Source organism: Marinicella gelatinilytica, from assembly GCF_026410405.1.
Classification (GTDB): Bacteria; Pseudomonadota; Gammaproteobacteria; order Xanthomonadales; family Marinicellaceae; genus Marinicella; species Marinicella gelatinilytica.
The window spans coordinates 1-20,323 of the sequence record NZ_JAPMLN010000018.1 but is presented as its reverse complement, the minus strand read 5'-3'; the positions used below and the strand labels follow the sequence as shown (position 1 = coordinate 20,323).

Annotated in this window: 19 protein-coding genes; 8 read left to right on the top strand and 11 right to left on the bottom strand. The window is 44.4% G+C overall.

Features of this window, described 5'->3' with window-relative positions:
- Window positions 1-4 precede the first annotated feature (4 nt).
- From OS173_RS11695 to hemF, 6 genes are all read right to left on the bottom strand, one after another.
- Window positions 5-868, bottom strand: coding sequence for a universal stress protein (locus OS173_RS11695; RefSeq protein WP_267184475.1), 864 nt, complete (start codon window positions 866-868; stop codon window positions 5-7).
- A 117-nt stretch (window positions 869-985) separates the two neighbouring features.
- On the bottom strand, window positions 986-1,894 hold the full coding sequence (rimK, locus tag OS173_RS11690) for a 30S ribosomal protein S6--L-glutamate ligase (RefSeq protein WP_267184474.1): 909 nt from the start codon (window positions 1,892-1,894) through the stop codon (window positions 986-988).
- 67 nt (window positions 1,895-1,961) lie between these two features.
- Complete coding sequence (locus OS173_RS11685; RefSeq protein ID WP_267184473.1) at window positions 1,962-2,405, bottom strand: ATP-dependent zinc protease family protein; 444 nt, start codon at window positions 2,403-2,405, stop codon at window positions 1,962-1,964.
- Between the two features lies 1 nt (window position 2,406).
- Window positions 2,407-3,201, bottom strand: coding sequence for a hypothetical protein (locus tag OS173_RS11680; protein ID WP_267184472.1), 795 nt, complete (start codon window positions 3,199-3,201; stop codon window positions 2,407-2,409).
- Window positions 3,202-3,232: 31 nt separating this feature from the next.
- Complete coding sequence (parC, locus tag OS173_RS11675; RefSeq protein ID WP_267184471.1) at window positions 3,233-5,461, bottom strand: DNA topoisomerase IV subunit A; 2,229 nt, start codon at window positions 5,459-5,461, stop codon at window positions 3,233-3,235.
- Window positions 5,462-5,545: 84 nt separating this feature from the next.
- Window positions 5,546-6,460, bottom strand: a complete 915-nt coding sequence (gene hemF, locus OS173_RS11670) for an oxygen-dependent coproporphyrinogen oxidase (protein WP_267184470.1) — start codon at window positions 6,458-6,460, stop codon at window positions 5,546-5,548.
- Between the two features lie 163 nt (window positions 6,461-6,623).
- On the opposite strand from hemF, the gene OS173_RS11665 reads away from it, so the two are divergent.
- Complete coding sequence (locus OS173_RS11665) at window positions 6,624-7,772, top strand: CNNM domain-containing protein (protein WP_267184469.1); 1,149 nt, start codon at window positions 6,624-6,626, stop codon at window positions 7,770-7,772.
- Here OS173_RS11665 and OS173_RS11660 read toward each other — a convergent pair.
- Entirely contained in the window at window positions 7,716-8,288 is a 573-nt protein-coding gene (locus tag OS173_RS11660) for an exopolysaccharide biosynthesis protein (protein ID WP_267184468.1), read from the bottom strand. The two genes, OS173_RS11665 and OS173_RS11660, sit on opposite strands and share 57 nt — an antisense overlap.
- Window positions 8,289-8,366: 78 nt before the next feature.
- On the opposite strand from OS173_RS11660, the gene surE reads away from it, so the two are divergent.
- From surE to OS173_RS11645, 3 genes are read left to right on the top strand one after another with little or no spacing between them, the layout of a single operon-like run.
- On the top strand, window positions 8,367-9,131 hold the full coding sequence (gene surE / locus OS173_RS11655) for a 5'/3'-nucleotidase SurE (protein ID WP_267184467.1): 765 nt from the start codon (window positions 8,367-8,369) through the stop codon (window positions 9,129-9,131).
- Complete coding sequence (locus tag OS173_RS11650; RefSeq protein WP_456085716.1) at window positions 9,113-9,784, top strand: protein-L-isoaspartate(D-aspartate) O-methyltransferase; 672 nt, start codon at window positions 9,113-9,115, stop codon at window positions 9,782-9,784. Before surE ends, OS173_RS11650 begins: the two co-directional genes overlap by 19 nt.
- The gene (locus tag OS173_RS11645) at window positions 9,785-10,675 is read left to right on the top strand and encodes a peptidoglycan DD-metalloendopeptidase family protein (protein ID WP_267184465.1); all 891 of its coding nucleotides are present in this window, start codon (window positions 9,785-9,787) and stop codon (window positions 10,673-10,675) included.
- Window positions 10,676-10,842: 167 nt separating this feature from the next.
- Here the strand turns inward: OS173_RS11645 and OS173_RS11640 are convergent, their stop codons facing one another.
- The 4 genes from OS173_RS11640 to OS173_RS11625 form a co-directional block, all read right to left on the bottom strand.
- A complete protein-coding gene (locus OS173_RS11640; RefSeq protein ID WP_267184464.1) occupies window positions 10,843-11,352 on the bottom strand; it encodes a DUF2569 domain-containing protein in 510 nt (169 codons plus the stop codon).
- A 615-nt stretch (window positions 11,353-11,967) separates the two neighbouring features.
- A complete protein-coding gene (locus OS173_RS11635; protein WP_267184463.1) occupies window positions 11,968-12,738 on the bottom strand; it encodes an META domain-containing protein in 771 nt (256 codons plus the stop codon).
- 11 nt (window positions 12,739-12,749) lie between these two features.
- A complete protein-coding gene (locus tag OS173_RS11630) occupies window positions 12,750-13,901 on the bottom strand; it encodes a M14 family metallopeptidase (RefSeq protein WP_267184462.1) in 1,152 nt (383 codons plus the stop codon).
- Between the two features lie 145 nt (window positions 13,902-14,046).
- Complete coding sequence (locus tag OS173_RS11625) at window positions 14,047-15,324, bottom strand: NAD(P)/FAD-dependent oxidoreductase (RefSeq protein ID WP_267184461.1); 1,278 nt, start codon at window positions 15,322-15,324, stop codon at window positions 14,047-14,049.
- A gap of 137 nt (window positions 15,325-15,461) precedes the next feature.
- Between OS173_RS11625 and purB the strand changes: the two genes are divergently transcribed.
- Genes purB through pncA form a run of 4 tightly spaced genes read left to right on the top strand, consistent with a single transcriptional unit; the run spans window position 15,462 to window position 19,988 of the window.
- On the top strand, window positions 15,462-16,829 hold the full coding sequence (gene purB / locus OS173_RS11620; protein ID WP_267184460.1) for an adenylosuccinate lyase: 1,368 nt from the start codon (window positions 15,462-15,464) through the stop codon (window positions 16,827-16,829).
- Complete coding sequence (locus OS173_RS11615; RefSeq protein WP_267184459.1) at window positions 16,801-17,937, top strand: cupin domain-containing protein; 1,137 nt, start codon at window positions 16,801-16,803, stop codon at window positions 17,935-17,937. The genes purB and OS173_RS11615 overlap by 29 nt, the downstream gene beginning before the upstream one ends.
- A 42-nt stretch (window positions 17,938-17,979) precedes the next feature.
- The gene (locus OS173_RS11610; protein WP_267184458.1) at window positions 17,980-19,386 is read left to right on the top strand and encodes a nicotinate phosphoribosyltransferase; all 1,407 of its coding nucleotides are present in this window, start codon (window positions 17,980-17,982) and stop codon (window positions 19,384-19,386) included.
- A complete protein-coding gene (gene pncA, locus OS173_RS11605) occupies window positions 19,383-19,988 on the top strand; it encodes a bifunctional nicotinamidase/pyrazinamidase (protein WP_267184457.1) in 606 nt (201 codons plus the stop codon). The genes OS173_RS11610 and pncA overlap by 4 nt, the downstream gene beginning before the upstream one ends.
- Window positions 19,989-20,323: the final 335 nt, after the last annotated feature.

Genomic DNA, 20,323 nt, shown 5'->3' with positions numbered 1-20,323 from the left:
CTGATTAGCTATGTTGCATCAGGGTGGGTATGGTGCTGTCAGTGAGCATGTATTTGGTGAAACCACCCATAAACCACTCGGTGAAGCGGCCGCGGGAATAAGCACCCATGAGCAACAAATCAGAGCCTGTGGCTGTGTAGGTGTCGATAATTTCATCGTGGACTTTAATTCCTTTGGTGAATTTTACGTCACTGTCGATTCCCCAAACCTTTAGATAATCTTGGAGATGTTTGGTTTTTGGTCTGGCGCGATTATCCGGCCCGGCACTTAAAATGGTGACTTGATCTGCTTCTTTTAATAAAGCCATTGAACTGATGATGGTTTGCATCACTGAATCCTGCTGGTTCCAGGCAATCAGTACCCGTTTACCGACACTTGTCAGTTTTTTCTGAGGCAACATTAACACTGGCCGACCGGTGTTAAATAAAGCGGCTGATAAAAACTGTTTGGCCTGGCCGCTACTTTTTTTCTTCGGTCGTGACACCAAAACTATATCACTCACAGGACCGGCAACAGAAAATACGCTTTGCGGATCCCCCACCATTTCGTTCCATAAAGAAGACTGTTCCATGTCTTTAGCCGCGCTCTTTTTGAACGTAAAATCATGTTTATCACTGTATTCTTTAAATAACTCAGCTGCGGCCTGACTCTCTAATTCATCATCTAAATCAGCTTTGTACCATTGAGACATGTTATTCATGGCGATTGGACTGATGATACCGTAGTCACCACCAATGGATTCCTCACGATGCGGTCTGACATGAAGACCTGATACATTGGCATCTAAGTCATCAGCCAACTGAAAGGCTGTCTCCAATAAATAATGACATTCTTTACGTTTGGCCACCGGAACAGTAATAATTTTCATAGCGCGCTACATATATGAATTAACTAATTATTGTAACTTTTTAAGCCTTTTTTTTCAATCAATTTGCACAGGAGGATATTCACAACTCCTACAATGAACGAGGTGTGGGTTAAGAAATTAACCCTTACTGCCCTTGGTTCGGGTTCGGTGTCGTTTCGCCGTATTTTCAATAAATTCAATGATTAAGTTAGCCACATCTTTGCCTGTGGCGCGTTCAATGCCCTCTAAACCGGGTGATGAATTAACCTCCATCACCACCGGACCGCGTTCCGCACGCAATAAATCCACGCCGGCCACATTGAGCCCCATAATTTTAGCCGCACGAACCGCCGTTTGCCGTTCTTCAGGTCGTAATTTAATCAGCGAAGCGCTGCCGCCACGGTGTAAATTAGAGCGGAATTCACCATCAGCGCCTTGGCGTTTCATGGCTGCCACCACTTTACCACCTACCACAAAACAGCGAATATCAGCACCACCGGCTTCTTTAATAAACTCTTGGACCATGATGTTGGCGTTTAATCCCAAAAAAGCCTCAATAACGCTCTCTGCGGCTTGTTTCGTCTCGGCCAATACCACGCCAATACCTTGAGTGCCTTCTAATAATTTAATCACCAAAGGCGCGCCGCCAACCATTTTAATCAGGTCAGGAATATCATCGGGTGAGTTAGCAAATCCGGTGATTGGCATACCAATACCCTTACGAGATAACAACTGTAGTGAACGTAATTTGTCACGCGATCGAGTGACGGCCACACTTTCGTTCAGTGGATAAACACCCATCATTTCGAACTGACGAAGTACGGCTGTTCCGTAAAAAGTAATAGACGCGCCAATGCGTGGAATGACGGCATCAAAATCCAACAAATCCTCACCGCGGTAATGCAGCACCGGTTTATTAGAGGAAATATTCATATAACAACGCAAGGCGTCCACCACCCGTACTTCATGACCACGTTTTTGAGCAGCCTCAACCAGACGGCGAGAGGAATAAAGACGCGCATTGCGCGATAGTAAAGCAATTTTCATAAGTATGCCGGTTTATAAGAATTTAAATTAATCATAAATCATGCCAAAAAGTTTTAAAAGACGTCGATTAACTTAATGGTTTTGATTTAATAAGATGTGCTTTATCGGGCTTAACCAATATATCAGACATTGCCTGACGACCCAAAAGCATACGAAACTTCATTTTTCTGCGACAAGCCAAAGTCAATTCAATGCGACGTTGGCTGTTGCCGATTTGTAACAGCGTTTCCACCACGATACGGTGGCTTTTAATACCACCGGAATTGGTGACTGTGCGTTTATCTTGTACCGGTAAGTGACACTCAACGGTGGTGTCATCATCATCTTGAATCGGCGCCACCACAAACCGCACCCATTCTTCATTGTGTTTTTCATACAATGCATAATCTACGGTATGAATGGCACTGGTTTTTGCGCCGGTATCGGTTTTCATGTGAATATGATCAATACCCAACTCAGGTAAAGCGCCCCACTCTTTCCAGCCAATGGTTAGTTGTTTTTGTTCAGTCATATCAGTCTATGTGTGTTGAGATGCACAGTTTATCCCAAACAGCAGCCGGTTCGCTTGGAAAATAGTGATGGCCACCGGAATAAACATCGAACCAAACATTATAACCCGCTTGCCAACCATGCTGTTGAAACAAATTATAATCATTAACCACACTGGGGTAACGTGGGTCGCTTTGGCCAACAGACAACACCACCGGCAACTTGCGCGAAGCCGTGGATGGATAAACCCCACCACTAATCGCATGGCTTAAATCTGCACCACTGATTGCATAGCCGGCAAATTCACCGGCATTGTATAAAGCCAACTCATGTAACACATTACCTCCGGCTGAGTAACCCCAGGCATAAATACGGCGCTTTTCAATGTTATATCGGGCTTCCATATCATCTAAGATCTTTATCAATATAGGCACCATATTACTCTGTATCCAGCCACCCTGAGAACCTGTAGCAACCTGTGCCACAATTATAAAACCACTGGCTTGAGACTCGTTAAGCCACATATCTCGGCTATATTTAGCCCCAGCAGGTGCTGTTCCAGCACCACCAGCACCATGAAATAAAAACATGATGGGCATAGCATGTCCGCTTTGGTAGCTTGAGGGGATGTGATAATAAAAAGTTCGATTGCCCAATTGACTGTTAATGTATATCGAACGAAAGCCGGTATTGACCGGCCCGCCGCTGCCATTCGACGGCCAAGATTCAGATACAAAACCATCCACAAAAATCATATCATCACAGTCCATTAAACTTGGCACGGTGCTAATGGCCCATAATGTTGTGACATGGCTCATCCATATTAAAAAGATGAGCCAACGCATTATGTTATTCGGTTTCCAGTTCAAGACGATCTACGTTTCTAAAACCTTGCGGTAACACTTGACCACGGTGTGCCCGTTTGCCGAGATAGTTAGGCAAATCTTTCCATTTAAAGCGAATATAACGTTGTCCGGCGTGCACCAAAAAAGACTCTTCGGGTGTGATCACCAGGGTCGCCATTAAATATTCCTCACCATCTTTAAGACGTTTACCCGGAATATTAATCATCTTATTGCCTTTGCCTTTAGCTAATTCAGGCAATTCAGCCAATGGGAACACCAGCATATAACCGGCATTGGTGACACACACCACATGGGCGTCAGCCATTTTACGGATTCTACGCGGTTTTAAGGCAGCAAAACCTTTAGGAACAGTTAGCACCAGTTTACCGGCTTTCATTTTACTGTACAGATTTTCCATCTGGCCGTGGTAACCATAACCGGCGGTGGAAGCCATCAGTATCGCCGCTTTTGGCGGGAAACAACTGACCGCGACAGGCAATGCATTATTTTTAAATGTAAATTTAGTGGCCAATGGTTCACCTTGCCCACGGGCTGAAGGTAACGTGTGGGTGGCCAAAGTGAACGATCGTCCGGCATTATTCAAGAACACCGAATTATGTTGGCTGCGACCATAACTATGATCCAAATAAGCATCACCGGATTTATAAGCCATGGTCACCGGATCGACTTCATGACCTTTGGCCGCTCTGATCCAACCCGCTTTAGATAAAATAACCGTCATCGGTTCGCTTGGCACTAATTTGGTTTCATCGAACACTTCAGCGGCATCTCGCTCAGCTAATATGGACTGCCGCTCATCGCCATATAAATCACGGTCCTCAGTGATTTCCTGCTTAATCAGGGTTTTCATTTTAGCCCGTGATTTTAAGGTGCTTTCCAAATCCACTTTTTCGGCTTGTAATTCAATTTGCTCAGTGCGGATTTTCATTTCTTCCAAACGGGCTAAATTGCGCAGACGGGTGTCTAAAATGGCATCGGCTTGAATCTCACTCAATTTAAATGCCGTCATTAATGCCTGTTTAGGTTCATCTTCTTCACGAATAATGCGAATCACTTCGTCAAGATTCAAGTAAGCAATCAATAAGCCGTCTAAAATATGTAACCGGGCATCAACTTTATCTAAACGATGTTGTAAACGACGACGCACCGTTTCCGTTCTGAATCGCAGCCATTCCTTAATGATATCCTTTAAGTTTTTTACCTCAGGACGTTGATCCAGGCCAATCATATTGAGATTAAGCTTGTAGGTTTTTTCCAAATCCGTGGTGGCAAATAAATGCAACATCAAGGCATCAAAATCAATGCGATTAGAACGACCGGTGATAACCAAACGCACCCGGTTCTGATGATCGGACTCATCACGTAAATCACTCACCATGGGTAATTTTTTGGCGCGCATTTGGCTGGCAATTTGATCCAAAATTTTACTGCCTGATGCTTGATGCGGTAACGCAGAAACAATTATGTCGTTGCCTTCTCGCTCATAGATAGCCCGCATACGAATACTGCCGTGACCGGTTTCATAGGCTTGGATAATATCTGCACGGGGCGTAATAATTTCCGCATTGGTGGGATAATCCGGCGCTGTGATAAATTCACATAAATCAGCCACTTCAGCATTTGGGTTTTCCAATAAATGCAAAGTGGCATTGGCCACTTCAGTGAGGTTATGGGGCGGGATATCGGTGGCCATTCCCACCGCAATACCGGCAGCACCGTTCAGTAATACATTCGGCAAACGCGCCGGTAACCATATAGGCTCATCCATGGTGCCATCAAAGTTAGGCCCCCACTCCACCGTGCCATGTGGCAATTCAGCCAGCAGTGTTTTGGCGTATGCGGTTAGTCTCGATTCTGTGTAACGCATGGCAGCAAAAGACTTTGGATCATCCGGCGAACCAAAATTACCCTGACCATCAATCAAAGGATAGCGGTATGAAAAGTCCTGTGCCATGTGTACCATGGCTTCATAACAAGCAGAGTCACCATGAGGGTGGAATTTACCGATGACATCACCAATGGTACGCGCCGATTTTTTGTGTTTAGATTGCGCCGATAAACCCAGCTCGCTCATGGCATAGACGATGCGTCGTTGAACCGGCTTTAAACCATCACCAATAAAGGGCAAAGCCCGATCCAAGACCACATACATGGAATAGTCCAAATAAGCACGCTCAGCATACTCACCCATGGATAAAGTTTCAAAATCCATTAGTCATCCAAATTAAAAAAATCAATTTTAACATCCCCGCTTGAGAATTAAATGCTTTTCAATGTTCTGACAGGTATCTTTGAACTATTTAGACAACCAATCTCGTGGCTTTAGATATTCTTGTAGCTTAGCTTCCTGGCTACCGGCTTGAGGTTGGTAATTGTAGCGATAAGAAACTTCCGGAGGTAGCGACATGAGAATGGACTCGGTTCGACCGCCGGATTGCAGTCCAAATAAAGTACCACGGTCATACACCAAATTAAACTCCACATAACGACCACGGCGGTATTTTTGAAATTGCTTATGGCCATTATCCCAGAACATGGATTGACGTTTTTTCACAATGGGAATATAGGCTTGGGTGTAAGCCTCTCCAACTGCCTGAATAAAAGCAAAGGATTTGTCAAAACCCCAATCATTCAAATCATCGAAAAATAAACCACCCACACCACGGGTTTCACCCCGATGTTTGAGGTAAAAATAATCATCACACCACGCCTTAAACCGTGGATAAACATTCTTACCAAAAGGTCGGCAGGCTTCATAAGCCACTTGATGCCAGTGCTTAATATCTGCATCAAACGGGTAATAAGGCGTCAAATCAAAACCACCGCCAAACCACCAAAAATCTTTGTCGTCTGGCGATTTTGGAATGGTTCGAAAAACCCGGACGTTGGCATGTGATGTTGGGATAAAAGGATTGTCGGGGTGTACCACCAAAGAAACGCCCGAAGCCTCAAAACCCTGACCGGCCATTTCCGGGCGTTTGGCGGTGGCCGCAACCGGTAAAGCGTCACCTTTTACATGAGAAAAATTCACCCCGGCTTGTTCAAAAACTTGACCATTTAAAATGCGGGTTCGCCCGCCACCGCCATTTGTGTGCTGCCATTGATCTTCACGAAAAGGCTGCTGATTATCCACAGCACTGAGCTGCTGACAAATGTCATCCTGTAAACCTTTGAAGTAATCAATTACTTGTTGGAACTGAGTTGCATTCATGAAGAAACCGACATAAATCTGCATTATAAACCCCGATGCCAAACAGTTAAAGCCAACACTGACAAACCTATAAATAAGCATTTAACTAATATTTGTTTAAAATAACCATTGTTATTATTGGCCAATGCCTATATTTTATTTACTCATCATTTAACAACCCTGTATGTTATTACTGTTAATTTACGTTTTTGGCGCGCTGTTTTTCTCTTTCTTATGCTCCATTGCGGAGGCTGTTTTACTGAGTATAACACCTTCATATATTGAAAACCTCAACCAGGAAGATCCCGCCAAAGCACAACGTATTCGGCGTTTGCGATTCGTTCAAATTGATCGGTCTTTGGCAGCCATTTTGACGTTAAACACCATCGCACATACAGTGGGCGCCATTGTTGCCGGTGCGAAAGCCACTTATGTGTTTGGAAACCAGTGGATTGGTCTATTTTCAGCGATTATGACCTTCATGATTCTATTCTTCTCAGAAATCATTCCCAAAACCATCGGTGCTGTTTATTGGAAGTCGCTGGCCAATCCCACCGCTTTTTTTGTCGCCTTTTTAATTAAAATTTTGTATCCCTTTATCTGGTTATCCGAACAGGTCACGCGTCTGATATCAAGGGGTAAGCAACACCATATTTTTAACCGCGATGAGTTTTTAGCCATGGCCGGATTGGGTCATCGAACCGGTCACATCAACGAGCATGAATCAAGGATTATTGATAACCTGTTTCGACTCAATACCCTGAAAGCCAAAGACATCATGACGCCTCGCCGCGTTATTGTTAGCTTTGACGAAAATGAATGGGTTGAAGATGTGTTTGAAGACGTTATCAACACCAATGTTTCCAGATTGCCTGTTTACAGCAAAACTGTTGATGACATCACTGCTTTCGTACTTAAAAATGATGTGCTCATGGCACAAGCCAAAGAAGACAACAAACAACTCAAAGATTTAAAACGTGATTTATTGTGCGTCATCGAAGACACCAGTTTGCCACTGTTATTGGAATCTTTACTTAACGAGCGCCAGCACATTGCACTGGTGGTCGATGAATATGGTGATACCCGTGGTCTGGTGTCTTTGGAAGATTTGGTGGAAACACTGTTGGGCTTAGAGATTATGGATGAGGTGGATCAAGTGCAAAATATGCAAAAATTTGCGCGTGAGCAATGGCTTAAAAGGGCGTCTTCTCGCGGATTATTGGTTGATGATGAGACCCATAATCAACCCGACAGCCAACAAGCCGGTAAAACCGGCTCAAAAAATTACCCAGATAAACCCAACCAACGCCACCAGCAAACTCAACAGGATTAATAAACCATCCCGGCCGGTAAAACCCAGCGCCATAATTACCAATACCCAAGCAGGAATACCGGCTCCCAAAGGCACCAGCTCCAACGGCACCATACTCAAACCCAGTAAAGTGGTTATCACTGCGATAATCCGTTGTGCCTTATCAGTGGTCAACACCTTTAACCTTGGCTTTATCAGATAATCCACTCGCTTGGCCCAAGGCAAGGCTTTAGGAACAATTTTCTGAATTCGCTGACTATCAAGCTCCATATCAGCTATTTTTCTTGGCAACCACGGATGTGTTTTTCCCCAGATTAATTGCATCGAAATTAAAGCCACACTAAGACCACACAAACTAGGCACCCCGGGAAAGGCACCGGTGGGTAAACCCGCAATTAACGCCGGAAACATAATCAACGGCCCAAAACCGCGACTTTGAAAATGGGCCACCAAATCATCAATACTAACAGCAGAAGACTGCTCACTCTCTTCATCAATTTGTTTTAAAACTTCACATAATGTTAATTGTTCAGCCATATCAATAGAAATCCGCGGTAAACTGTTTATTTACAAGACAAGATATTATAATAAGGGATTCGTAGAATTGTGAGAATTATGAAGTTTTTAGTCAGCAATGATGATGGTATAAACGCCCGGGGCATTAACACCTTGGCCACCATGCTCAGAGAACTCGGCGATGTGGTTATTTTTGCCCCCAACCGTGACCGCTCCGGTGCCAGTAATTCATTGACATTAGACCGTCCCATTAGAGTTGATCAAATAGGTGATGATGCTTTTAGCGTCCATGGCACACCCACTGACTGTGTTCACTTGGCTGTCACCGGTGTCTTGGATTATGAACCCGATATGGTCATTTCCGGTATTAATGATGCCGCTAACTTGGGTGATGATGTGCTTTATTCAGGCACCGTAGCCGCAGCCATTGAAGGCCGTTATCTGGGGTTGCCGGCGATTGCGGTGTCGATTGTATTAGATTCCTGTAAAGACAATCATCGTAAACGTGACTATAAATCAGTGGCCCACTACCTGCGTCGTATCATTGAACACCTGGATAATAATCCATTACCTAAAGACACCATTTTAAACATTAATGTCCCCAATTTACCCATTGACGAGATAAAGGGCTTTAAAGTCACGCGCTTAGGTAACCGTCACAAAGCTGAAAACGCCCTACCCATTACTGACCCACGGGGTTCCACCATGTATTGGATTGGTCCGGCCGGCCCTGAAGCAGATGCCGGAGAAGGCACTGATTTTCACGCCGTCAAAAATGGTTATGTGTCAATTACACCCTTACAAATTGACATGACCCGTCATGACTTTATGGGTGAATTAAATCACTGGTTCAAAGACTTATGAATGCACCGGGTATCGGCATGACCTCACAACGCACCCGACAACGCATGATAGATCGGCTGCAACAACGAGGCATTAACAACGAACAAGTGCTACAGGCCATGAACGAGGTGCCACGCCATGTTTTTGTTGATGAAGCATTGGCCCATCGCGCATATGAGGACACCGCTTTACCCATAAAATTTTCCCAAACCATTTCTCAGCCTTATATCGTTGCTCGTATGACCGCTGAAGTATTGAGTCATCCGGCACCTAAAAAAGTATTAGAACTGGGCACCGGTTCCGGCTACCAAGCGGCTGTTCTCAGTCGCTTGATTCCGGAGGTCTTCAGCATTGAACGTATTGACAAATTAACCCGCATTGCCCGCCGACGATTTATTAATTTAGGCTACCTGAATATCCGCTGCAAAACCGATGACGGCTATTTGGGTTGGCCTTCAGAAGCCCCCTTTGATGTGATTATCATCACTGCTGCGCCACCCGAACCACCATTAAATTTATTAGAACAACTGGCTCCCGGAGGCTTTATGATTGTACCGGTTGGTGGTAAATCCAGACAAACCTTACAGAAAATCAGCCCGGGTAAAAACGGCCCGGTCATCGAAGATTTAGGTGATGTTATTTTTGTGCCATTACTGGAAGGTGTGGAGCGTTAAATGAAAATGTACTGCGCCATCATCGTTTTGCTTTTGCTCAGCGCTTGCGCATCACGCCCACCGGCTCACGTAGATGAAATCAGTATTCAACGTAAAAACCGCCAAGCCCAATCACTAAAACACAGAAAATTACCCAGGAAGCCGAATTTTTATCGGGTACAAAAAGGCGATTCCCTCTATTCCATCGGATTTCGCTATAACATTGATTACCGACAATTAGCCGCCATTAACAACATCAAACCACCTTACACCATCCACCCCAATCAACGCTTAAGCTTAACGCAGCCGAGCAAAACCACATCAACAACCGTTGCCGAATCGAATAAAGTAAAAACCAGCGCCATTGTTATACAACCCACCATGAGAGCCAGCAACGACACTAAACCGATCACTTCTAAAAAACCGGCAACAACCAGCAATAAACCGGAAAGCAAACCCAAACCGCCGGCAACCGTCACCGTTACAAAACAACCCAGCCCAAAACCACAACCCAAACCGGTGGTTAATTTACCTAAAACCGGTGACTTAAATTGGCTGTGGCCAACCCAAGGTAAAATCAGAACCACCTTTTCCGGCAGTAACCCGGCCCGTAAAGGCATCTCTATCCGCGGCCAGGAAGGTCAAGACGTGAAAGCCGCCGAAGCCGGCGTGGTGGTGTACAGCGGGGATGGCTTACTGGGTTACGGCGAACTCATTATCATTAAACACAACGACAGCTTTTTAAGTGCCTACGGCCACAACAAAAAACGCCACGTCAAAGAAGGCCAACAAGTCAAACGCGGCGAAGTCATCGCCCAACTCGGCTCCAGCGGCACCAACGTCGACAACCTACACTTCGAAATCCGCAAAAACGGCCAACCGGTGAATCCTTTAGATTATGTGAAGCCTTGACATTAGTGCGTAGGTTGGGCTAAGCGCAGCGCAGCCCAACATCAAATGTACAAACACAACATATTCTCGTCTTATACCAGTTAACATTTAATAGCATTATTGCCAAAATGAGTTCATAGCCTCATTCAAAATGTTGGGCTGCGCTGCGCTTAGCCCAACCTACCTTACTACGAATCCAGCTTGATTACCTTGTTAGGCATATGTTCTACAAATGTTGCTTTAACTATTTTTGAAATTAACATGTATGGAATCCAAATAAGACCAGTAACTAAAGAACGCATAAATTCTTTGGTTGTTTCAGGATCAAACATTGGTTCAGATGGCATTACTTTAGTTACAACCCACGCATCTAATGGAATAAACACGATAGAAAGAGTAACGATACCGATAAAGAGTTTAGGAAACAGGTAATGCTTGCTAAAAAATAAATATATTAAGTATATGGACGCTGCAACCAATACAGAATTAAACACAATTTCTCCAATCAATAATGGAGCCCATAATGAATCATACGCCTCCGAACCAGCTGTGGTTAGGATTTCCCACGTGCCGTCTTCAAATATCGGTTTATATATTGGGACAAGGCTAAATAGCAATCTAAAAGGTGAAAGAACCACCCCAATCCCTACTAAGATTAACCAACCATTAAGGCCTTTAAGTTCAATATCGTCGCTCATATTACACTCTCCTTTTTATTAATAAGTCTAACGCTTGCAGCATGCGCGCCCACGGAATGGAGCCAAAGGCGCAATGTAGTGGGCGTCGCTGTGCCTGCATTTGTTAGTGGGGCTGCGAACACCAAGTATCGAACAGTGGTTTGGCTTGCTGTCACTTCGAAAGCAGGGCCGCCACAAAATATGATGGAGCCAGCATGCCAATTCCTATAAGCGCGTACATGAAGAAATCTCCGCTGCGACAAGATCGAGCATCGATACACGACATGATATTAGACATCAACGCCATGAGCACGAGCCAGACGATGGCTCCCGCGATTACTCCCCTTTCATCAATTCTGGACACTCTTCTTCTCCCTGAAATCCAGATACGCACGGCCAAATACAGTGGACGAACCCACTAACAACTTATTAAACACGCATTATCATTTAAATAATGCCGAAAAAGCGTACTTTTGGGGCAATATTGTCCCTTTTTACTCATAATATTTGATTTTTTAACCATTTTTTGCACTTTTATCCGGCATATTCGAGTTTAAAACGCATTAATGCGCTTTTATCTGGATATATCATGATAATAACGCATTAATAAACGAAAGTGTGGGCATTTCTGTAGACTTAATTCTTTGAAGTTTCTGTGTCAAAACCCGCTTTAAAAGACAGCAGAACCTCGTCACCTTGTTTCAGCAATAATATCGTTTGTTTTATTTCGAAGTTATCGACTTTGTCTAACTGCGTGAAAAATGCTTGTTCTTGTTGCAGGAATGGGCAGGCCATTTTGGTGGCGCCGATTTTTTCGATGCTTAATTGCCGGCCGTTTTGTTCCCAGCCGGCGAAATAGCGGTTACAGGGTGCTTGTCCCGAGACTTTACCTTCTGCATCAAAGCTGATATTGACCCGATCGGTGAGTTTGTCGGTTACCGCTTTGTTGGCTATTTCCATTAACTGCCAAGTTTGATTGTTTAATTGCATCCGGACTTTCTCCAATCGGTAATGGTCGGCGAGATCACCGGTTATTTTCTGATGTTGTTGGTCTAATTGCACCAGGGCATTTTCCACCACCCAATAGTGGCTTGGATCATCATTACTTTCGCTGATAAGGGTGATGTTTCGGCCCTGGTCATCCCATTTGATTTGACCTGTTTCAGTAATCACACCGGGGGTTTCTAAATAATGGCTGTCTTGACTGTATTGACCATCACTGTGGATAACAATGCGGGTTTTGATACCGGGACAAGAAGCACAGGGTAAGGTACCGGTATAAACCCCGGACCAGTCCAGGGCATTTTTCGAGGTGTGAGCATCAGGGGCCGATGTGTCATGAGCTGGGGTTTGCTGACACGCTGATACCAGAATCATGCCAAACAAAGTTAAGGTCAATTTAAGCATGGTATACATCTTCATTTCTCCCTGGGATTGGCGAGTACGGCCGGTACCGTGTTTAATAACGCCACCAAGGTGTCTTCGCCCAGTTTTTTACAGCGTTCCGGTGACCAGCCGTATTCTTCATCGGGCCAGTCGTGGTTGTCTTTAAACGGCATTTCAAGCGTATAAGCCAGGCAGGAAAAGGTCTGTCCCACATAGTTGGTGGCCAGGCGTAAATCACCTTTACCGGGTTCATCGAGGTCGTATTTATGTTCATCCTGAAACTCAGGGGTGGCGGTAAAGTAGGCGGATTTAAACACCTCTTCTAAGTTCTTAAGACGTTCATCATAATTGGGGTTACCCTCACAACCGGCGACAAAGTTATATGGAATGGCTTCATCACCATGGGCATCCAGAAAAATATCAACGCCTTCTTTGAGCATTTTCTGGCGCACCAGATAGACTTCCGGGCTTTTCTCCATGGTCGGCTCTTGCCATTCACGGTTTAAGTTGGCACCGGCGGCATTGGTGCGTAGATTACCGCGATAAGCCCCATCGGGGTTCATATTGGGCACTAGAAAAAATCGACATTCTTGCAGCAGGGCACGCGAGGTGGCATTATCGGCATCCAATAAGGATTCGATGAACCCTTCCATAAACCACTCAGCCATGGTTTCACCGGGATGTTGACGCGCGGTGAGCCAGACGTTGAGTTTGTCATCATCATTGTCGGGCTGTTCAATTTTAAGCATATCAAAATCACGGCCGTCCACCGTTTCACCCAGGTTGATGACCTCGGTTAAGGGTGAATGTTGCGCAAAGGCCAGTAAATTTATGTGGCGCTCAAACGAATACGGCGCAAAATAAGCCAAATAAATGTCATCGGTGTCGGTGTTAAATTCAACCGACATGACTTTGCCGTCAAACTCAGTGGGCAAGCGGAACCATTCCTGACGATCGGTGGAAGCGCAGACATCATAATCCTGCCAGCCTTCGACATAGGAACATTCCGCGGCATTCATAAACTTCACCACGCAATCCTTATCTTTAACGCCATGCAGTCTAAAATAAAACCACTGGCGAAAGTCCGCATGGGAGTCTTTATCAATGTTGACTTGAATGTCATCGGCTTGATCACAGGCCACCACTTCAATGCGGCCACCATCAAATTCACTGCTGATTTTCATATTAATTCCCTGGAAAAAAACAGTCATTATAAAGCCCGCAGCGTAAAGCTCAAGTTAAGTTAATAGCGGGCTTTGCTTAATTCCTGTGGATTGGTATTTTTGACCTGTGACTGATAGAGGTTTAGTCACAGGTCTTGTTGATTAGTTATTTATTCTTTTTTAAGCGCACCAAGCCCATGGCTTTCATCACATATTTTTCAAAAATAGGCTCTGCCTGGCCTTTGCGGATTTTACGAATAAAATATTTTTCAAAAGCCACTTTGGCCCAGTGTACCCAGCGTCCGCTACCGGACCAGTTTAAGTTGCGTGGCGGCATTTGTGGTTTAGCAATAAAGGCCACACCACCATCACCAAAATCTGCCAGACATAACGCATTTAAAGTGGGTTTTGAATCCGGCTGTTTGCCGGCAATCATGGCTTCAATATTATGTGCCGTGGCAGTCACCATGGATTCAATCATATAACCGGTTTTAGGAACGCCCACCGGAACCGCGGTTTTACCAATCGGCGGTATCGCCACACAAACACCGACACCAAACACGTTTTTAAAGGTTGGGTTTTGTTGAAACTCATTGGTAAGAATAAAGCCTTTCGGATTGACCAGGCCTTCGATACCCTGTACCGCATCAATACCGGCAAAAGCGGGTAATAACATGGCATGTTTAAACGCAATTGGATCATGTTTAATGGGGTCGCGGTTAAGCTCCAGCTCAGTGACATGGATTTCATTTTCCGTAATTTCATCCACCTGACAATTGGTAATCCAGTTAATATTGGCATCCCGTAATTTAGATTCCAGCAAGCTTTTGGTGTCGCCGACACCATCTAAGCCTAAATGCCCAATATAAGGTTCTGCAGTAATAAAAGTAATTGGCACCTGATCACGGATTTTACGTTTGCGTAATTCCGTGTCTAAAATTAAAGCATATTCATAAGCCGGCCCATAACAGGACGCGCCCTGCACCGCACCCACCACAATCGGCCCCGGATTTGCGACAAAATCTTCCCATTTGTCACCGGCGGTCGCTGAATGGCCGGTGGTACAAACCGAATCGGTATATGCCGCAGGCCCAAGCCCTTTAATGGCGGCAAAGTCTAATTTAGGTCCGGTGGCAATCACCAAATAATCATAATCAATAACCCGGTCATCATCCAAGATGACTTGGTTCAGTTCTGGATTAACTTTTTTCGCGGCCACCGGAATAAAGTCGATGTCACGTTTTTTAAACATCGGCGGTAAATCCACCTTAATTTGCTCTTGTGTACGCCAGTTAACCGCCACCCATGGGTTGGATGGGGTAAATTCAAACCATTCCTTGTCACTGATAATTGTTACCTTAACACCATCACCCAAGAGTTCTTTAGCCTCTAAAGCCATGGGAATACCACCGATACCGGCACCTAAAACGACCACATGAGGCATATATCACCTTTATTAAGTTAATTGTTATTAATATTAGCACGTACTTATAGTAAAAGCAAGCGTTTATTGCCCGCCGCAGATTGAGTTCACACGCACTAAACCGTATAATGCATAGCCTTTTAAGCGCCTTTAAAACCATGTCTTTATCTGCACTCACTGCCGTTTCAGCCGTTGACGGTCGATACCAATCAAAAACCCGTGATTTATCTCCGTTCTTTAGCGAATATGGTCTTATCAAAAACCGCCTGTTGGTGGAAATTTCCTGGCTGATTCAACTCAGCGAATCTACAGACATTAAAGAGTTACCGGCTTTCAGCGCTCAACAGAAACAACAATTAATGGCTTTATATGAGGACTTCACTCCGGAGAAGGCGCAGCAGGTAAAAGACATCGAAGCCACCACCAACCACGATGTTAAAGCAGTTGAGTATTACATCAAAAACCACATGAAAAAAATTGATGGTTTATCACCCTATCTGGAATTTGTACATTTTGCCTGTACTTCAGAAGACATTAATAATCTGGCTTACGGACTCATACTTAAACAAGCCAAAGAATCTGTTTTTATCCATGAAATCACCAACCTAACGGCCCACTTACGCGCCATGGCGCATCAGTTTGCCGGTGATGCCATGATGGCAAAAACCCATGGTCAGCCCGCGACACCAACCACCATGGGTAAAGAGTTGGCCAACGTGGTGTTTCGCTTAGAGCGACAATTAGATCATTTAAAATCTGTCACCATTTACGGCAAAATGAACGGCGCTGTGGGAAATTATAATGCCCACATTTGTGCTTATCCGGAAGTGGACTGGCCGTCTTTGACCGAGTCTTTTATCGCCGATCTTGGATTACTTGTCCATCCTTACACCACCCAAATTGAACCCCATGATTACATCGCAGAAACCAACCATGTCATGATTCGCATTAACACCATCTTATTGGATTTATGCCGTGACATCTGGGGTTATATTTCTAATAACTATTTTGGTCAAAAAACCAAAGCCGGCGAGGTGGGCTCATCAACCATGCCCCATAAGGTCAATCCCATTGATTTTGAAAACGCTGAAGGCAACCTCGGTGTCGCCAATGCCTTGCTGGCCCATTTGGCCGAAAAACTACCGGTCTCAAGGTGGCAACGCGACCTCACTGACTCCACCGTTTTACGTGCCATGGGAACCGCTTTCGGACATGCTTTGATTGCCTATCAATCATTGGCCAAAGGCCTGAGCAAACTGACCTTGAACACCACTGTATTGGCAGCGGACTTGAATGCTAATTGGGCACTATTGGCGGAACCCATTCAAACCGTGATGCGGCGTTATGGTATTGATAACCCGTATGAAAAACTCAAAGAACTCACCCGCGGCCAAACCATTGATGAACAAGCCATTAAAGCCTTTGTCAAAAATCTCGATCTACCTGATGAAGCCAAACAACAACTGCTGGCATTAACGCCCGCCACTTACTTAGGCAATGCCAAACATCAAGCCAAACATATTTAATCATCAGGCGATTACTGCCGAGGTCTTTTTAAAAGACTATTGGCAACAACGGCCGTATTTATTTCGTGAAACTGACGTGCCGTTAGCTGCGGTGCCTAACCGTCAACAGCTGTTCGATTTAGCCGCACAAGACGGGGTTCAGTCACGCATTATCTACAGTGATGATCAACGCCGCTATTTCGCTGTCTATGATGAGCCAGAAGCTTGGTCATCTTTGACAGGAAAGCACCCAACTCTATTGGTTTCGGATATTGAAAAATGGTGCCCGCAAGCAATGTCAGTTTTAACTGCTTTTGCTTTTATTAAAGCCTGGCGATTTGACGATCTGATGTTGTCCTACGCCCCAAAAGGTGCTTCCGTGGGTGCCCATATAGATCAATATGATGTGTTTTTAATTCAAGTCAAAGGTCAACGCCAGTGGTCTTATGATAACCAACCTTTGACTGTTTTTAACGAGGTTGCGGACAGTGACTTGGCTGTTATTGATGGTTATCAAGCACAACAAAACCACATTCTGTCTCCCGGTGACGTGCTTTATTTACCCCCAGGCATTCCCCATCACGGCGTGTCTTTGGATGATGATTGTCTGACTTTATCGGTGGGTTTACGTGCCCCCTCTGCCGCTGAGCTGCTTGTCAGTACCGTAGATTATGTGGCTCAATCCCTGCCAGATTCAGAACGCTTAACTGATCTTGACCATGATGCAGAACCGGAAGCCTGTATTGGGCCGCAGGAAATCAACTATTTACGGCAACAACTCGCTCAACTCCAGAACCTGACTGATAATGACTTATCACAGATATTGAATCAATTGCTTACCGGCTATCGGTTACTCAATGAGGTTCCCGAATATACTGACGCCCATAACCACACGAACTGGCAAAAAAATCCGAGCGATCGATTTCTCTATCAACCAATTAATTCAGAGCAAGCACAGCTTTACATTAATGGTGAGTCTTTTCAGTGCTCATTGAATTTTGCCAAACTTTTATGCAATCACCTTTATTTGGATCGCCAACAATTACTAGCTTCTGAACAAGATCAGGGTTTATTGAATCATTTATTGGAATGCCAACATATTATTGCCGTTGACGCTTTGCTTGATTGAATTTTGTCGATACAATTAAACGCATTTAACGCACTTTAATTTATGTTATCAATAACCGGTAATTATACTGATCTTTATCAGATTAGTATGGCGCAAGTCTATTTTCATCAGCAACAGTCACAATCGGCTGTGTTTGATTATTTTTTCCGTAAAAACCCCTATCAAGGCGGTTACACGCTATTTGCCGGTTTGGATACCTTGTTGGGTATCATTGAACAATTGCAGTTCAGCCAACAAGATTTACAGTTTTTATCTGAACAAGGTTTTAAAGCTGATTTTTTGAATTATTTAGAAAATTTTCGCTTTAACGGCACCATTTACAGCTGCCGGGAAGGTGATTTGGTGTTTCCCAATGCACCGGTCCTGTCAGTTAAAGCCAACTTAATCGAGGCACAATTAATTGAAACCGTGTTGCTTAACACCCTTAACTTTCAAACATTAATCGCCAGCAAAGCTGCCCGCATACGATCCGTTGCTAAAGACGCGACACTGCTGGATTTTGGGTTACGACGTGCCCAAGGGGCTGGTGGTTATTATGCCAGTCGTGCTGCCATTGTTGGTGGATTTAACGGCACCAGTCATGTTAAAGCCGGCCAAGACTTTGGTTTATCTGTTGCCGGCACCATGGCGCATTCTTTTGTACAAAGCCATGATGATGAATTAACCGCCTTTAGAAATTTTGCCAAAGATCAACCAAATAACACTGTGCTACTGGTGGATACTTACGACACCTTAAAAAGCGGTGTACCCAATGCCATTACTGTCGGCCAGGAAATGGCGGCTCGTGGCCAGCAGTTGAAAGCCATTCGTTTAGACAGTGGCGATTTGGCTTATTTGTCGAAACAAAGCCGACAAATGCTGGATCAGGCCGGCCTGCACAAGGTCAAAATTGCCGCTTCTAATCAACTGGATGAGCATGTTATTAAAAGCTTACTGGAGCAGCAAGCACCCATCGACGTGTTTGGTGTCGGTACCAGCTTAGTGATTGGTCGCCCGGATGGTGCCTTGGACGGTGTTTATAAGCTGGCTTATTTTAATGGAAAACCCCGCATTAAATTATCGGAAAATATCAAAAAAATGACCCTACCCGGTCATAAACAGGTGTTTCGCATGACCGACAGTGAAGGTCGCTTGATTGGTGCTGATGTCATTGGGCTGGCGGATGAAGATGCACCAACAGCCATGCAGCACCCGTATGAACCTTTTAAGTCGTTGGATCTCAGCGGATTATCAGCCAAGCCGATGTTGGCTCAGGTGATGCACAAGGGCCAACGACTTGATGACAGTGTTACCTTAACGGATATTGCCAAATATGCACAAACCCAGATGGCTTTATTAGCCGATGATTACCGACGTTTTGATAACCCGCATCAATACAAAGTCGGCATCAGTGTGACTTTAAAACAACAACGGGACGAACTTATAAAAGACCTGAGGACTACCAGATGAAAGCGCTACTTTTAATTGATGTGCAAAATGATTTTATGCCCGGTGGTAACTTACCGGTGACTGAAGGCGATCAAATTGTCGCCATTGTTAATGAGCTGCAGGCTCATTTTGATTTGGTTATCGCCAGTCAGGATTGGCACCCATCTGAACATTTAAGTTTTGCCCGAAACCATTTAAGACACAAAGCATTTGAAGAAATTGAACTGAACGGCTTACCACAAACCTTATGGCCTGAGCACTGTGTACAAGACACTGTGGGGGCTGAATTTCATGCGGATTTAGATATGCGAAAGATAGCCGCCATTTTTCGCAAGGGTATGAACCCGAAAATTGACAGTTACAGTGCGTTTTATGACAATGGCCATGTTCAATCAACCGGTTTAAGCGGTTACTTAAAGGAATTAGGTGTTGAGCATCTGTACTTTACCGGTTTAGCGGCTGATTTTTGTGTGTACTTTTCCATTAAAGATGCCTTAAAAGCCGGTTTCAAATGTACCTTAATCGAAGACGCCACCCGTGCCATCGATGTCGATAATTTTAAAAAGCTCAGACAACAATTACGTGAAGATGGCGTCAGCATAATCACCAGCAATAATGTTTAGAGACCTCTGCATAAGTCTGGGTTATCGAAAAAATGATTGAAATTCTGAAGTTCAAGGAAGGAAACGCAAGTAATAGCAGGGCTATTGCTCAGTTTTCTGACGCAGAAATTCGTAACTTCAGACATTTTTACTTAATTCACGACTTATGCAGAGGTCTCGTTTAAAAAACTCAAAAAAAAGCACCCGACCATGGGTGCTCAGGCTAATGACAAACCCCTGTTTTTTTCAGGGGTTTGTTGCTTTTAGGCTTTTTTATTAATAATTGGCTGTTAGTAACCTGAACTTTTAACCGATACTTAAGTAGGCTTAAAAGTTTTTGATATGGCAGTTATTGT